The sequence below is a fragment of the Streptomyces sp. NPDC001796 genome, assembly GCF_042892355.1.
Taxonomy (GTDB): Bacteria; Actinomycetota; Actinomycetes; order Streptomycetales; family Streptomycetaceae; genus Streptomyces.
Window position 1 is genome coordinate 347,648 of record NZ_JBIAUC010000001.1, and the last position, 15,263, is coordinate 362,910.

Consider the following 15,263-nt stretch of genomic DNA (forward strand, 5'->3'; position numbering starts at 1 on the left):
GGACCTCAGGGCTACGGTGGAGGGGAGCGGGGAACGCTCAGACCTCGGGGCCGAGTCTGAGGAGGGCCGGTGGCCAAGGGGAACGGGACGCCGCTGACGAACGAGCTGTACGCGTACATGCTCGGCCACAACCCGCCGCTGGACCCCGTGCAGCGCATGCTCGTCGAGGTCACGCACACGCAGCTGCCGCTGGTGGCCGGCAAGCAGGTCGCCGAGGAGCAGGGGCCGCTTCTGGCCTTCCTGGTGCGGCTGACCGGGGCGCGGCGGATCGTCGAGGTCGGGACCTTCACCGGGCTGTCGGCGATGTCCATGGCGCAGGCGCTGCCGCCCGACGGGACGCTGCTGACCTGCGACGTCTCCGAGGAGTGGACGCGGCACGCGCGGGAGGCGTGGGAGCGGGCGGGCGTGGCCGACCGGATCGAGCTGCGGATCGCCCCCGCGCTGGAGACGCTGCGCGAGTTGCCGGCCGAGCCGCACATCGACATGGCGTTCATCGACGCGGACAAGGAGAGCTACGTCGCCTACTGGCGCGAGCTGGTGCCGCGTATGCGACCCGGCGGGCTGCTGGTGGTCGACAACGTCTTCCACCACGGCGGCGTGACGGACTCGGACGCCACCGGGCTTGCGGCGGCGATCAGGGACTTCAACGCCCAGGTGAAGGCGGACGGCCGGGTGGACAGCGTGACGCTGTCGATCGCGGACGGCCTGACCCTGGCCCGCCGCCGCTGACGGCGCTTCAGTCCGCAGCCGCCGCTGACGGGATTCCCTGGCCGCAGCAGTCACCGATGACGGGATTCCCTGGCCGCAGCAGTCACCGATGACGGGGCTTCAGCCGCAGCAACCGCCGCCGCAGCAGCCGCCCCCTGAGCCCCCGCCCGCCCTCGGCGCCGGCGCCGGAGCGGAGGCCGTGCCGCCCACCGCCACGGTGGACAACAACTTCACCGTGTCGTCGTGGCCCTGCGGGCAGTTCGCGGGGGCGGAGGACTCCGCCATCGGACGGCTCAGTTCGAACGTGTCGCCGCAGGTACGGCAGCGGTACTCATAGCGTGGCATGTGCACAGATTAACGGGCGCGCACCGGCGATCACGGGACTTCCCGTGCCCCGCACCGCTTTGTGAATGCCGCACGATCTCCTCAAGATCTCCTTAATATTCTCTCCGCGACCACGTACTGGCCGGTTCCCGATCGAGGACATCACAAAGGTCGCTGATAATTTAAGGAAGCCGCGATGAGCCGCAAGGTCGGGGAGGGGGGCTCGCTGCCGCATGTCCGCCCGCTGCATCTACCCGCGCGTGCAATTCCGAGTGCGGAGGGAGACGCAGTCGTGACCGAGGCATGGCATCGAACAGGGGGCAGGCCGTCCCAGGGCCGTCCGTGCACCGGGGCGTGTCGTGGCTAGCCAGGACGGCGGCCGTCCGGACCGCCCTACGGACCGCCGCACCGGGGCCGACGACCCGTCAAAGACGCCCTTCGACCCGGACGTCACCATGCAGTTGAAGGCCGGCGCGCCCTCCGACACCGATGGCGCCCCGCAGCCGAGGGCCGCCGAACCCGTGGCGCCGGACCTGACCACGCAGTTGAGGCCTGTCAGGCCTCAGGAGCCGGACCACACAAAGCAGTTGCAGGACAGCAGGCCTCAGGAGCGGGACCACACAAAGCAGTTGCAGGACAGCAGGCCTCAGGAGCGGGACCACACAACGCAGTTGAAGGACAGCAGGCCTCAGACACCGGACGCGACCACGCAGTTGAAGGCCGTCAGGCCTGAGGCGCCGGCGGACCGGATCACGCAGTCGAAGGACAGCAGGCCCCAGGCGCCGGACGAGACCATGCAGTTGAAGGTCGTCGCGCTCCCAGCCCCGGACGAGACCATGCAGTTGAAGGCCGTCCCGTCCCCGGCGCCGGACGAGACCATGCAACTGCGGATGCCGCGCCCGGCGGAGGCGCCCAGGTCCCGGGGAGCGCGGCGTAGGGCCGCACGCCCCTCCGCCCTCACCCGTGTCACTTCGTTCGTGACGCCGTACGCCCGCAAACTGGCCCCGTACACCCAGCGGTTGACCCCGTACGCCCGACGGCTCGCCCCGTACGCCCGCAAGCTCAGGCCCGTCTATCCGCGGCCGGGCCGCGTCGGCTGGCGCCGCTGGATGCCCTCATGGCGGCAGTGGCTCGGCGCCGTGCTCACCTCTCTCGGTCTGAGCAGCGTCTTCCTGGTCGTCGCGTACGCCGTCACTGACATACCGGACAACCTCAACTCGTACGCCACCCAGCAGGACAACGTCTACTTCTGGTCCGACGGCACGCCCATGGCCCGCACCGGCTGGGTGCAGCGTCAGGCCATGCCGCTGAAGGACATACCCGAGCAGGTCCGCTGGGCGGTGCTGGCGGCGGAGAACGAGAGCTTCTACTCCGACCCCGGCATATCCGTCAAAGGCATCACCCGCGCCCTGTGGAAGACGGTCGGCGAGGGTGATACCGAAGGCGGTTCCACCATCACCCAGCAGTATGTGAAAAACGTCTATCTGACGCAGAACCAGACCATCGGCCGAAAATTCACCGAGGCCATGATCGCCCTCAAACTAGACAACAGGATGAGCAAGGACAAAATCCTCGAGGGATACCTCAACACCAGCTGGTTCGGCCGCGGTACCTACGGCATACAGCGCGCCTCCCAGGCCTATTACGGCAAGGACGTGAGCCAGCTCGACGCCGGCCAGGCCGCCTTCCTGGCCTCCCTGCTCAAGGGCGCCGGCCTCTACGACCCCACCCTCGGCAAGGCCAACCACCACCGGGCCGTCGAGCGCTGGAAGTGGATCCTCGACCGCATGGTCGAGATCGGCAAGCTGTCGAAGGCCGAGCGGGCCAAGTACACGACCTTCCCCGAGCCGCTCAAGCAGAACCCGCTCTACGACACCGGTCAGCAGAGCGACTATCTGGTGGAGCTGGCGTCGAGTTACGCCAAGAAGGCCGCGCACATCTCCGACCAGCAGTTCGACCTGGGCGGCTACCAGATCTACACCACCTTCGACCGCAAGCGGGAGAGCGCGCTCACCGACGCCGTCAACAAGGCCCGCGAACAGGCCCGGAAGGACCACCCGGACACGGCGCCGACCGCCCACTTCGGCGCCGCCTCGGTGAGCACCGACGGCCGGATCCTGGCCGTCTACGGCGGCCCCGACCACCGCACCCAGGGCTACAACGAGTCCAACGCGGCGACCGTCCCGGCCGGTTCGGCCTTCCTGCCGTTCGTCTACGCCGCCGGCCTCGAACACGGCGCCCACAAGACCCGCGGCGGGCCCGCGACCGCGGTCAGCCCGGAGTCCGTCTACGACGGCCGTGACAACATCCCCGTCACCACCCCCGAGGGGCCGTACTGGGACCGCAGCGGCAAGAAGGTCTCCGCCCACAACGACGGAAACAAGTCGTACGGGCACATCACCCTGCACCAGGCCCTCGTCCAGTCGGTGAACACCCCGTTCATGCAGCTCGGCATGGACGCCGGCCTCGACAGGGTGCGCGAGACGGCGGAGGCGGCCGGGCTGCTGCCCGACAGCATCGGACCGCAGGTCCCCGCGCTGTCCCTGGGCAACTCCACGCCGAGCGCGATCCGGATGGCGAGCGGGTACACCACGTTCGCCGCGGGCGGCACGCACACCGAGCCGTACTCGGTGCGGCGCGTCACCCGCAACGGCGCCACGGTGTCCCTGAACGTCCCGAAGCCCCGTCGCGCGATGGGCGCCCAGGTGGCCGGGGAGGTCACCGAGGCGCTCACGGACTCCTTCCGCGCCGCCCACCCGGGCGCGGCGCCCGCCTCCGCGCAGGTCGCCGGGAAGGCCGGAACCACCCAGGACGACAAGGCCTCTTGGTACGTGGGCACGGCCCGGTCCGTGTCCACCGCGGTGGTCGCCTACCGCATGGACCTGTCCAAGAGCCTCGAACCACTGCCGCTGAAGGGAGTCGCCGGAACGCCGGACGACGGCGCCCCCTACGGCATCTGGTCCGCGGCCATGAGTCCGCTCGGCTGACGCCACCTGCCGAGCACGTCACCCCCCACCTTCCTCCTCGGAGAACGAGCCGCCCATGACCACCAGAAACGGCCGTCGCCGCCGCCGTCGCCCGTCCCGCCTCGACCAATGGAAGAGCCGCCCGAGCTTCATGACGCTGGCGGCCCTGCTCGCCGTGGCGTCGGTGACGGTGACCTTCCTGGCGGTGTCCCGGCCGGACAGCACCGCGGCGACCGCTACGGCGGACGCCGGCAAGAGCATCGGCAGAGGATTCACCCCCCGGCCCACCAAGCCACCCAAGTGGGACGGCAAGACGCAGATCATCGGTGACGGCTCCACCTCCTACACCGGTCCGCAGAAAGGCCAGTTGAAGCCGAAACCGCTCAAATCCGGCGAGAAACCGCCCCAGTTCGTCGTCTTCTCCTGGGACGGCGCACTGGAGGGCGACGACCACCTCTTCTCCCACTACCGGGAGATGGCCAAGCAGTACAACGCCCACATGACCTTCTTCCTCACGGGCATCTACCTGCTGCCCAAGAGCAAGAAGGACCTCTACCACCCGCCGCAGCATCCGGTGGGCTCCGCGGCGATCGACTACGCCACCGACGAGCACATCCGCGACACCCTCAAGCAACTGCGCCTGGCCTACGAGCAGGGCAACGAGATCGGCACCCACTTCAACGGCCACTTCTGCGGCGCCAAGGGCGGCGGCGACTGGAGCGTGGAGGAGTGGAAGAGCGAGATCGACCAGTTCTACTCCTTCGTGGAGAACTGGAAGACCAACACCGGAGCCAAGGACATCCCCGCCCTGCCCTTCGACTTCCAGAGAGAGGTCACCGGCGGCCGCGCACCCTGCCTGGAAGGCCAGCCGAACCTGCTGAAGGCCATCAAGAGCTACGGCTGGCGCTACGACGCCAGTTCCCCGGGCGACTTCCAGATATGGCCGGCCAAGAAGAACGGCATCTGGGACTTCCCGCTGGAGATGCTCCCCTACGAGGGCGGCAAGTACCAGGGCCTGTCGATGGACTTCAACTTCCTCGCCAACCAGTCGAAAGGCGAGACCAACGGCGACCCCGCGAAGTACACCCAGTGGGAGCAGCAGACCGTCGACTCCTACATGGCCGGCTTCAACCGCGTCTACTACGGCAGCCGGGCGCCTCTGTTCATCGGAAACCACTTCGAGAACTGGAACGGCGGCATCTACATGAAGGCCATCGACCAGGTCGTCAAGAACGTCTGCACCAAACAGGGCGTCAAGTGCGTGTCGTTCAAGGAACTGACCGACTGGCTGGACGTGCAGAAGCCCGCCACCCTCCAGCGGCTCCGCACCCTCGACCCGGGGCAGTCGCCGGACTGGGCGTCCGTCGTGCAGTGACAACCGGGGTTTCCGCCAGGCCTCTTGGGCCACCCCCTTCACAGAAGTCACACACGGCGTGCGAAGATGCGGCCCCCGGTATCGAGTACCGGTGGTAGAGGGGAACAACCATTGAAATCAAGAAGATTGAGCCGTAAGCGGCGCCGCGCGACCATAATCACCGCGGCCGCCGCCTCGGTCGTCGCCGGCGCCGCACTGCTGCCCAACTGGGGCGCGAACGCGGCCGACGTCGCCGAACCGACGGTGGACCCGGGGACCAGGGCCACCTTCCAGCGGCTGGCGGACGCGGTCTTCACCGACCGTACGGACGCCCTGGTCGACAAGAGCGACAGCGGACGGGGCAAGCCTCTTGCGTCCCGCTTCTCCGGCGACGTACGCCTGTCGTCCACGCTGTCGCACCAGGAGGACTCCGCCCTCTCCACGCTGCGCGGCCGCAAGTCCCGTCTCGCGGCGCTCGGCGAGAAGTACAGCAAGTCCGACACCACGGTCTCGCTGGACCGGACTCAGGTGAAGGGCCGGCACGCCACCGTCGACGTCACCGAGACCACCACCCTGACGTACGAGAAGGCCAAGGCCAACGGGCCGAAGACCACCGGCTTCCAGGCCCACCACCGGCTGACCTTCCAGGCCGACCGGCAGGGCGACTGGCAGCTGACCGGCATCCGCGACACCGACGACGGCTACCTCGCGGTCAACCAGGTCGCCAAGCCGGCCGTCGCCGCGCCGAAGACCGCCGCCGACGCCGGGCCGCCGGACGCGCCCCGCGCGTCCACCTCGCGGAACGCGCCCGCCAAGGCGAAGAACTTCTCCGCCACCGGCTACGACTACAAGGCCATGGCGGCGTACGCGGCGAAGTACTGGAAGAACTACAACCCGGCCTACCCGGACTTCAACGGGGAGGCCGACGGCGGCGACTGCACCAACTTCGTCAGCCAGTCCCTCAAGGCGGGCGGCTGGAAGCACGTCCCCGGCGACGGGACGGACTTCCACAAGTGGTTCGGCAACTCCGAGATCCAGTCCGACTCCTTCGTCGGCGTCAACGAGTTCTCCTGGTTCGCCCTGTCCTCCAAGCGGGTCACCAGCCTCGCCAACGTCTACCAGCTGGACGTCGGTGACGTGCTCCAGATGGACTTCAACAGGGACGGGTCCAAGGACCACTCCATGATCGTCACCTACCGCAGCCCGCAGGGCGTGCCCTATGTGACGTACCACTCGACCAACACCTACAACAGGTCGGTGGCGAGCATCATCGCCTCGTACCCGAACGCGTACTACTACGCCTACCGCACCTGACCGGTGGTCCTCCGGGGCGGGGGCCGGGCTCAGTGGCCGGCTCCCCGCTCCTCCCGGATGCGCGCCACGACGCCGGCGACCGTCTGCCGCACCGCCTCGGTCTCCGTCAGGAAGTGCCAGTAGTCCGGGTGGCGGCCCTCCAGCGTGGCGATCGCCCGCTCCAGCCGCGCCACGGAGTCGTCGAGCGGGCGGGCGTGCCGCGGATCGGGCGTCGTACGGCCCGCCATCGCCAGCCGCTGGGCGTCCCGGATCGCGAACCGGGTGCGCTCGATCTCCTGTTCAGGATCCTTCTGCACGGCGTTGAGCCGCTGCAGGCGCTCCCCGGCGGCCGACACGGCCTCGTCGGTGGTGTTCAGCAGCGCCCGCACGGTCGACAGCAGCGAGGTCGCGTCCGCCCAGCGCTGTGCGTCACGCGCGCCCTGCGCCTGCCGCAGTTTCAGCTCGGCCTGCCGCACGTTCTCGGCGGCCTGCTCCGGCACGTGCTGGAGATCCTGCCAGCAGGCCGCCGCGAACCTCCGCCGCAGCTCGCTCAGCACCGGCTCGACCTGCCCGGCGCGCGTGGTCAGCGCCTCGGCCCGGGTGCGCAGCGACACCAGCCGACGGTCGATCTCGGCCGCCTTCTCCGGCAGCCGCTCGGCCTCGGCCCGGACCGCCGCCGCCTCCCGCGTGACCCGCTCGGCACGCTCCAGCGTCTGCTGCACCCCGTGCTGCCCCGCGCCCTGGTTGAGCTTGGTCAGCTCCGGGCCGAGGGCGGCCAGCCGGGCGGCCAGGTCGTCTGCCTTCAGCCCGGAACCACGCACCCCGTCCAGGGCGTTGCTGGCGGCGAGCAGCGCCTGCCGGGCGCGCTCCACCGCCGGGGCCAGGCGGGCCAGTTGGGTCTCGGCCTTGCCGAGCAGCGGCCCGAGACTCTGCGCGAATCGATCCAGCTCCTGCTTGACCCGGACCAGCTCGTCCTTGGCGGCGGTGAGATCCGCCCGGGCCCGGGAGGCGGCGGAGGCCTCCAGATCCACCCGGTCGAGATCATGTGCGTCCACGGCCTGGATGTAACGGTGGCTGACCTCGTCGATCCGCCGCCCGAGCGCCTCGAAGTCGGCGAGGGCACGGCGGGCGGCAGGGGAGTCGTCGACAGCGGTGATGGTCTCCACGGAGATCCGTACATCCCGCTGAGCGGTGTCCAGCTCGTAGAACGCTTCTGCGGCTGCGTCCTTGGCCGCCTGAGCCTCGGCCCGCTGAGCCTCGCCCCGCCCCCCGAACCACCGCCGGGTGCCGCCCGAGGCGAAGGCGGCGGGGAGGACGAGGGCGACGAGGAGAGGGAGGAGGAGGGCTCCGGAGACGGGCCGAGCGACGCGGTCGGACTCCTGCCGTGGTGTCGCCGTCACATCCCTCTCCCGTACCGTGATCCACCCTGCCCGGTGTCATTCTCCCACCGGTGGAGGACGAACACACGGGCCGGTCGGTTCGCGGTGCTCCGGACTCATGGCGGCCGGTTGGCGGTGTGCGGTACCTGTGACGGCCGGTTGGCGCTGTGCCGTCCCGGTGACGGCCGGTTGGCGGTGTGCCCGCCGACGGGTCGGCGCCCTGCCGGGCGCCCTTCGCCACGGGTCGTCGGCCGGTGACGGCCGGCTCAGCCCGCCGCCCGTACGCTGACCGACCCGTCACGGGTCCGGGCGTCGATCAGGTGGGAGCTTGTCGCCTCCGTCGGGACGGACACATGGACGGAGCCGTCGGCGGAGTGCGTCGTCACGCGGTACGTGCTGTGCGGCAGCGCGATGGCGACCGACCCGTCGTGGCTGCTCGACTCCACCCGGTCGGGCACGTCCCGGAACTCCAGGTCCACCGACCCGTCGTTCGTCACCGCCCGCACCCGCCGCGACCGTACGCCTGTCGCGCGCACCGACCCGTCGTCGCTGGCGAGCGCCAGCGGTCCGGTGGAATCGCTCACCCGCACCGACCCGTCCCGCGTCCGGATGTCCAGCGCCGTGGCGAAGCCCTCCGCCCGCACGCTCCCGTCACCGTCGTCGACCGTGACGGCGACCCCGCGCGGCACCTCGATCCGATGCCGCGCGGAACAGTCCGCGACGATCCCCGAGCACTTCAGCCGCAGCACGAGCCGGTCGCCCTTCATGGCCCAGGTCACACGCGGATCCCCACCCACCACGACCGTCCCGCGGAACCAACGGGTGACCTGTACCTTGTCCACATCGGCCGAGACGATCTCCAAGGCCGAGTCGTCGGAGTCGACGGTGAGCGTACGGCCGTGCAGCGCGAAGGCCGCGTGGTCCGGGTGCGGGTCGTCGCGGGCGTCGTTCCCGCAGGCGGCGACGGTGCCGATGAGCACGGCGGCGAGCCCCGCGACGGCGACCACTCGGGTGCGCTGCGCGAACACCGTCGTACGAGCCATGATCTTTCCCCCTGAGTGCCGGTGGGCCGGACGCCCTCAACGCCGATGTGCTTCGACGGTACGGAGCCACGGCTCTGGGCAGCATCCGGCGTGCTCCCGGATCAGGGGTGGGGATATCCCCCGGTTACGGGTTTGCGGGGCATCCCCTCCGGCAATGTAGGCTGTCGACTCGTCTCGGGTGCGTAGCTCAGGGGTAGAGCGCCTGCCTTACAAGCAGGATGTCGGCGGTTCGAAACCGTCCGCGCCCACCGGAAGATCGTGGCGGAGCCCCGGAAGTGCCTGTGCAGGCCACCTCCGGGGCTCTCCTGTGCCGGGCGCGGGTCAGTGGTAGGCGTGGACGACGGCATGGCCCCTGCCGCGGCCGATCATCCACCGGTTGACCGGGGTGGTCAGTACGAAGGCCAAGGCCAGGGAAAGGCCGAGCGAAGCCCAGAAGAGGATCTGGCCGAGACCGGCGTCCATGGCCCCGGGCACGCCCACCATGACGGTGTTGTCGATGAGTTCCATCACGGCGATGGACACCGTGTCTGCGGCCAGCGCGACCTTGAGCGCCTGCCGGAGCGGCAGCCCGGCGCGCAGCACGCCGCGCATGGTGAGCGCGTAGCCGAAGACGAAGGCCAGCGCTATCGAGATGACGACGGTGGCCGCGTTGTGCAGGCCGGCGGCGGTGCCGATGATCATGCCGAGGACCTCGCCGATGGCGCAGCCGGTCAGGCAGTGCAGGGTGGCTTGTGCGGCCGTGCGCCAAGAGGTGCCGGATGCATGGTGATGGTGATGCTCGTGCCCGTGCTCGTGTGTGCTGTGGTCCATCGCTCGTTTCCCCTCGCACGCTCAGGTCTTTGTTCCACTGAACGATATACCCCCCGGGGGTATTACGGACACGGTCGTGTCCACCACTGATCCGGTGTCTCAGGTATGCGGTGCGCTGTTCGGGATCCGGCGATCGCAGCGCAGTTCCGGCGGGCAGCACAACCGGGGAGCCCGTCAATCGAGAACCTCGAGAAGCACCAGAACCTGCTCACCGGCACGCGCGACAAGATCGACATTTGGATGCAGGGTCACCCCGGGGACTGTCGATGACACCGAGGCCGAGCGCAGGTGCCGGAAGGTCAGATCCGGTCAGTGCACCGAGTCGTTGAGCCCCGGGACGCTCCTCCGCGCCTGGTCGCCGCGCGAAACAGCGCCGCCCGGGGCTCCCCGTCGCGCGAAACCCGAAGACCCCGGCCGGGAGCGGCCGGGGTCTCCACGTTCAGTTCTGTTTCTGCTCGTCGTTCCCCTCGTCCTCGTGCACGTGCTTCAGACGCGTCCGCGCGTCCACCTTGTCCTCGGCCGCCACTTCCTCCCAGAAGCGGTGGCAGGAGACGAACACCGCGAGTTCCCGCTCGCGCCGGCGGAGCTTTTCCACCTCCGCCTGTTCGTCCTCGGTCCAACCCGGGGAGGCGGGGCGCTCCACCTTGCGCCAGCCGGTGTCGTCGCTGAATCCGTCCAGCGGTTCCACCGACCACGGCAGCCGCTTCAGCAGGGCCAGGAGCTCTGCCCGGACCTGATGCAACTCCTCCTGGCCGGCCAGGAGGTCACTCGGAAACTCATAGCTCGCAGCCACAGGCCAATGCTACGCCTGTTCGATTTTCGAGTGCGACCCGCTTCCCTGCGTTCACTCGAACGGACGTCCGTCTCGTGGATCACGGGCGAACGGATCTTCCCGGGCCCGGCGAGTCCGGCACTACGGCAGAGGTCCTGGAGCTCCTGGCCGAGACGCACACGGTCCGACGCCGGCGGAAGTGGACATCGTCCCCGTCTCGCGGGGCGAGGGGGCCACACTGGAGTCATGTGCCGCAGCATCAAGACGCTCCGCCCGCCCGCCCTGCCCGATCACGCCACGGAGGAGGAGATCCGCGCCGCCGCGCTCCAGTTCGTGCGCAAGGTCTCCGGGTTCCGTGCCCCGGCCGCCCACAACCGCGAGGTGTTCGAGCACGCGGTGGACGCGGTCGCCGCGGCGACCGCGGCGCTGCTCGCCGGCCTCGAGGTCCGTGGCGGGCAGCCCCGGCAGGCTACTTCGACGACGCCGGGCCGCGCATGAGGTGGGCCGCGACCGCGCCCGCCGCGAACAGGGCCGTGACCGAGACACCGGTCGTCAGCCAGCTCGCGCCCAGCCACCTGGCGCCCAGGTAGCCGAGGGCCACGCTGTAGACGGCCCAGGCGATGCCCGCCAGAGCCGACCAGGGCAGGAACTCGCGGGCGCGGCGGTGGGCGGCGCCCGCGCCGAGCGAGACGAGTGAGCGGCCCGCGGGCGCGAACCGTGCGACGATCACCAGCGCGCCGCCGCCGCGCGCGAGGGCCGCACCGAGGCGCTCCTGTGCGTGCGCCAGGCGGCGGGAGCGGGCGATGGCGCGGTCCAGGCGCTCACCGCCGCGCCAGGCCAGGCCGTACGCCACCAGGTCGCCGAGGACCGACGCCGTGGCCGCGCACACCGTGAGCCCGACGATGTCCGGTATTCGCGCGACGTCGGAACCGGCCGCCGCCGCCGTGGCCGCCGTGATCACCAGCACGCCGCTGGGCAGCATCGGCAGGAAGACGTCCAGCAGGACCGACACGGCCACCACGGGGTATATCCAGGGGCCACCGGCCAGCGACCCCACGCTCTCCATCACCGGAACTCCCCGTACGACTCCCCAGCGGCAACCACGTGCCGCGATGTGGCGGGGGAGCGGCAGGAGCGGCCTTCGACAGCCGTACAGCGTACGCCGCGGGTGTGACCGGCGGTGCGGAGGGGTCCAGTGAGACGGTCGCCCCGCCGACGCACGGCGCGCCCGAAGCAGTCGCCGTACATGCCGAACATGCCGACGGCGCCCGAAGCGGGCGCCGTCGTCCGTACGGAACTCGATCAGGCCACGACAGGCTCCGACGCCCGCTTCTTCTCGCCGGCCGCCGACCGGGAGGCGAACAGGCGGTCCAGACCGAGCGCCCCGGAGCCGGTGAAGACCAGCAGCAGGAAGGCCCAGCAGAACAGCACTGGCAGCTCGCCGCCGTTCTGGATCGGCCACAGGGCGTTGGACTGGTGCACGTCGAAGTACGCGTACGCCATCGAGCCGGACGCTATGAACGCGGCACCGCGGGTGCCGAGACCGACCAGGGTCAGGACGCCGGCGACCAGCTGGATCACCGCGGCGTACCAGAAGGGCCAGGTCCCGGTCGGGACGGTGCCGCCGTTGGTGCCCGCCGCGCCGCCGAGGACGCCGAACAGCGAGGCGGCGCCGTGGCAGGCGAAGAGCAGGCCGACGACGATGCGGAACAGCCCGAGGGCGTAGGGCTGTGCCTGGTTGAGGCGTGCGGTCACGTGGGGGGCTCCTTCGGTCTGGTCCGGTCCGCGAACGGACCGGTCTGGGGGACGGAAACCGAGTGAGCTCAAAGGTTAGGCAGCCCTAATCAATACTTGCAAGTTCAACATCCCGACGACGGCCGATCCGTTTCGCGCGCTGTCGCGATCGGATCACTCAACTCCTAAGAGACACAAGTTGGTTGACTGTCCGTCAGATCGACTCGCTTGCCGAATCGCGGGCCGCCCGCGCGGCGCGGCCGGGGGTGACTCCCGCGGCTCCCGGCGCGCAGGCGGCCCGCTGGGCTCGGTGCCCGCGGGGCGGCTCAGCAGCTCGCGAGGTAGTTCTGCAGCGCGCTCTTCTCGGCGGAGTCGACGGAGAGGTCGTAGTAGTACTTCACCTGCACCCAGGCGCGGACGTAGGTGCAGACGTACGACGACCGGGACGGGACCCAGGTGGCCGGGTCCTGGTCGCCCTTGGCCTGGTTGACGTTGTCGGTGACCGCGAGCAGCTGCGGACGGGTGATGTCGTTGGCGAAGGCCTGGCGCTGGGACGTCGTCCACCTGCTCGCGCCGGAGTCCCATGCCTCGGCGAGCGGGACCAGGTGGTCGATGTCGACGTCGGAGGCGGCGTACCAGGTCGCGCCGTCGTACGGGGAGTACCAGCTGCCGCTGGTGGCGGCGCACGAGGAGTCCGTGACGACGTTGGAGCCGTCGCGCTTGAGGATGTACTCGCGGGTGTTGCAGGTGCCGCTGATGGTGATCCAGGTCGGGAAGAGGTCGCGGCTGTAGCCGGTGCGGTTCTCGGTGGCCACCGTGAGCGAGGCGAGGTAGCTGCGGGCGGTGCTGGCGCTGACCGGGGTGGGGAGGGCGGCGGAGGCGGTCGGACCGTTGAAGAGTCCGACAGAGGCTATGAGCCCGGTAAGAGCGGCGAGTATGCTGACGCGTCGACGCGCGTAGACCTTGGGCATGCCAACTTCCTTGGGGTGTGGGGATGTTGAGGTGCGAGCGAGGGAATGCTCGCGGGGGCGCGTTGCCTTCAGGTGAGCGTTTGGTAAGAAACTAATGACGTGAACATGGCGCGACAAGGGGGGTGCGGGAACCGGCCGTGTGACCGGCGCCCTTTGGTGCGGGTTGTGCCGTCCCGTACGATGGGCGGCGCAGAAGGGGAGTAGCTCTTCGCCGGACCGTCGACACACTGCTCAGTTCCGCTGAGCCGGCGCCCGGGGGCGGACCCGATCAGGGTCGGCCAGCGAGACCTTCGGCAAGCAGTGCACGCCCGTGCCGTACGGCAGCGGGCGATCCGTGTGCTGCCGTGCCGAGGTGTCGAAGCGTTCACAGCACTCTCGGTGGGGCGGCCCCGACCGATTGAGGAACCTTGATCAGCATCACCGTCCTGGCGCTCGTCTTCGGCGTCATCTTCCTGGCCGAGCTGCCGGACAAGACGGCCCTCGCCGGACTCGTCCTCGGCACGCGGTACCGCGCCTCCTACGTCTTCGCCGGTGTCGCCGCCGCCTTCACGCTGCACGTCGTGCTCGCCGTCGCGGCGGGCAGCGCGCTGACCCTGCTGCCGCAGCGGCTCGTGCACGCTCTGACGGGTGTGCTCTTCCTGGGCGGTGCCGCGGTGCTGCTGCTGAAGAAGGGGGACGACGAGGAGGAGGTCCGCAAGCCGCAGGACCAGTCCTTCTGGAGGGTGGCCGGGACGGGCTTCATGCTCATCCTGGTCGCGGAGTTCGGCGACCTGACCCAGATCATGACGGCGAACCTGGCGGCCCGCTACGACGACCCGCTGTCCGTGGGCCTCGGCGCGGTGCTGGGGCTCTGGGCCGTCGCGGGGCTCGGCATCGTGGGTGGCAAGGCGCTGATGAAGCGGGTGCCGTTCGGGCTGATCACGAAGATCGCGGCGCTGGTGATGCTGACGCTCGGGGCGTGGACCCTGTACGAGGCCGTGGCCGGGTGAGGTCGGGGAGCCTGGTGGGGGTGGCCGGGCGGCGAACGGCTGGTGACGTCTTGACGGGAGCGCTGGCGGGATCGCGGGCGGTTTTGTACCGTGTAGGAACAAAGTGGCTCCCGCCCGCTTCCCCTGACCGGCGGGCGGGGCCGCCTTGTCCCCGCGGGGCCCGCACGTACGGCCCCTCCGCCGTGTCTTGGAGCTGCCGATGACGGCCACCGCCGTGCTCACCGCCCGCGCCCTCCTGCTGGACATGGATGGCACCCTCGTCAACTCCGACGCCGTAGTGGAGCGGATCTGGCGCCGCTGGGCCGACCGGCACGGCCTGGACGGTGACGAGGTGATGAAGGTGGTGCACGGCCGGCAGGGTCACGCCTCGATGGCGCTGCTGCTGCCCGACCGGCCCGTCGAGCAGAACCTGGCGGACAACGCCCGCATGCTCGCCGAGGAGACCTCGGACATGGACGGGGTCGTGGCGATCCCCGGGGCACGGGAGTTCCTGGACGCGCTGCGGGGGCTGCCGCACGCGCTCGTGACCTCGGCCGACGTGGCCCTGTCGACCGCGCGGATGGCGGCGGCGGGTCTGGAACTGCCGCCGGTGCGGGTCACCGCCGAGTCGGTCGGTGCCAGCAAGCCCGACCCCGAGGGCTTCCTGAAGGGCGCCGCGGAACTGGGCGTGGCCCCGGAGGACTGCGTGGTCTTCGAGGACTCGGGCGCGGGCATCGCGGCGGGACGCGCTGCGGGGATGCGGGTGGTGGGGGTCGGCCCCCGCGCGGGGCTGCACGGCCCCGACGCCCTGGTGAGGGACCTGACCGGGGTGCGGGTGGACACCGCCGGGGACGGCACGGTGCGGCTCCACCTCGCCTGACGGTCCGCTCGCGCGCGGGAGTCCCGGTGACGGGGCCCGGCCGCGCGGCGGAAGGCGTGCG

At 70.3% G+C, this 15,263-nt stretch carries 15 protein-coding genes and 1 tRNA gene; 8 read left to right on the top strand and 8 right to left on the bottom strand.

The features are described from left to right. The first annotated feature begins 69 nt into the window (after positions 1 to 69). On the top strand, positions 70 to 729 hold the full coding sequence (locus tag ACFYZE_RS01515) for an O-methyltransferase (protein ID WP_388986828.1): 660 nt from the start codon (positions 70 to 72) through the stop codon (positions 727 to 729). A 99-nt stretch (positions 730 to 828) separates the two neighbouring features. Here the strand turns inward: ACFYZE_RS01515 and ACFYZE_RS01520 are convergent, their stop codons facing one another. Beyond that, positions 829 to 1,053, bottom strand: a complete 225-nt coding sequence (locus ACFYZE_RS01520) for a zinc ribbon domain-containing protein (protein WP_366024281.1) — start codon at positions 1,051 to 1,053, stop codon at positions 829 to 831. Between the two features lie 857 nt (positions 1,054 to 1,910). On the opposite strand from ACFYZE_RS01520, the gene ACFYZE_RS01525 reads away from it, so the two are divergent. From ACFYZE_RS01525 to ACFYZE_RS01535, 3 genes are all read left to right on the top strand, one after another. Continuing rightward, positions 1,911 to 4,019: a transglycosylase domain-containing protein gene (locus ACFYZE_RS01525; RefSeq protein ID WP_388987907.1), complete on the top strand. Its 2,109-nt coding sequence runs from the start codon at positions 1,911 to 1,913 to the stop codon at positions 4,017 to 4,019. 55 nt (positions 4,020 to 4,074) lie between these two features. Continuing rightward, complete coding sequence (locus ACFYZE_RS01530; RefSeq protein ID WP_388986831.1) at positions 4,075 to 5,373, top strand: hypothetical protein; 1,299 nt, start codon at positions 4,075 to 4,077, stop codon at positions 5,371 to 5,373. A gap of 111 nt (positions 5,374 to 5,484) precedes the next feature. Then, entirely contained in the window at positions 5,485 to 6,666 is a 1,182-nt protein-coding gene (locus ACFYZE_RS01535; protein WP_388986833.1) for an amidase domain-containing protein, read from the top strand. A gap of 29 nt (positions 6,667 to 6,695) precedes the next feature. Here ACFYZE_RS01535 and ACFYZE_RS01540 read toward each other — a convergent pair whose 3' ends face one another. Together ACFYZE_RS01540 and ACFYZE_RS01545 are read right to left on the bottom strand one after the other, a co-directional pair. After that, positions 6,696 to 8,045, bottom strand: a complete 1,350-nt coding sequence (locus ACFYZE_RS01540; protein WP_388986836.1) for a hypothetical protein — start codon at positions 8,043 to 8,045, stop codon at positions 6,696 to 6,698. Positions 8,046 to 8,290: 245 nt separating this feature from the next. Further along, positions 8,291 to 9,067: a DUF4097 family beta strand repeat-containing protein gene (locus ACFYZE_RS01545; protein WP_388986839.1), complete on the bottom strand. Its 777-nt coding sequence runs from the start codon at positions 9,065 to 9,067 to the stop codon at positions 8,291 to 8,293. Positions 9,068 to 9,243: 176 nt separating this feature from the next. Here ACFYZE_RS01545 and ACFYZE_RS01550 point away from each other — a divergent pair. Then, a tRNA-Val gene (locus ACFYZE_RS01550) sits at positions 9,244 to 9,315 on the top strand. A gap of 73 nt (positions 9,316 to 9,388) precedes the next feature. Here ACFYZE_RS01550 and ACFYZE_RS01555 read toward each other — a convergent pair. Beyond that, positions 9,389 to 9,877: a DUF4396 domain-containing protein gene (locus ACFYZE_RS01555; RefSeq protein WP_388986842.1), complete on the bottom strand. Its 489-nt coding sequence runs from the start codon at positions 9,875 to 9,877 to the stop codon at positions 9,389 to 9,391. 439 nt (positions 9,878 to 10,316) lie between these two features. After that, entirely contained in the window at positions 10,317 to 10,670 is a 354-nt protein-coding gene (locus tag ACFYZE_RS01560; RefSeq protein ID WP_388986845.1) for a hypothetical protein, read from the bottom strand. Between the two features lie 225 nt (positions 10,671 to 10,895). Here ACFYZE_RS01560 and ACFYZE_RS01565 point away from each other — a divergent pair, with 225 nt between their 5' ends. Beyond that, positions 10,896 to 11,147, top strand: a complete 252-nt coding sequence (locus ACFYZE_RS01565) for a DUF2277 family protein (RefSeq protein WP_388986847.1) — start codon at positions 10,896 to 10,898, stop codon at positions 11,145 to 11,147. Here the strand turns inward: ACFYZE_RS01565 and ACFYZE_RS01570 are convergent. From ACFYZE_RS01570 to ACFYZE_RS01580, 3 genes are all read right to left on the bottom strand, one after another. Next, positions 11,119 to 11,718 (bottom strand): DedA family protein, encoded by a 600-nt coding sequence (locus tag ACFYZE_RS01570; RefSeq protein WP_388986850.1) that lies wholly within the window; start codon positions 11,716 to 11,718, stop codon positions 11,119 to 11,121. The two genes, ACFYZE_RS01565 and ACFYZE_RS01570, sit on opposite strands and share 29 nt — an antisense overlap. A gap of 233 nt (positions 11,719 to 11,951) precedes the next feature. Beyond that, a complete protein-coding gene (locus ACFYZE_RS01575; protein WP_388986853.1) occupies positions 11,952 to 12,404 on the bottom strand; it encodes a DoxX family protein in 453 nt (150 codons plus the stop codon). A 305-nt stretch (positions 12,405 to 12,709) separates the two neighbouring features. Beyond that, positions 12,710 to 13,354 carry an HNH endonuclease family protein gene (locus tag ACFYZE_RS01580; RefSeq protein WP_388986856.1) on the bottom strand — a complete coding sequence of 215 codons (645 nt, stop codon included), beginning with the start codon at positions 13,352 to 13,354 and terminating at the stop codon, positions 12,710 to 12,712. Positions 13,355 to 13,761: 407 nt separating this feature from the next. Between ACFYZE_RS01580 and ACFYZE_RS01585 the strand changes: the two genes are divergently transcribed. Both ACFYZE_RS01585 and ACFYZE_RS01590 read left to right on the top strand, forming a co-directional pair. Then, positions 13,762 to 14,343, top strand: a complete 582-nt coding sequence (locus tag ACFYZE_RS01585; RefSeq protein ID WP_388986859.1) for a TMEM165/GDT1 family protein — start codon at positions 13,762 to 13,764, stop codon at positions 14,341 to 14,343. 199 nt (positions 14,344 to 14,542) lie between these two features. Further along, entirely contained in the window at positions 14,543 to 15,202 is a 660-nt protein-coding gene (locus tag ACFYZE_RS01590; RefSeq protein WP_388986862.1) for an HAD-IA family hydrolase, read from the top strand. Positions 15,203 to 15,263 lie beyond the last annotated feature (61 nt).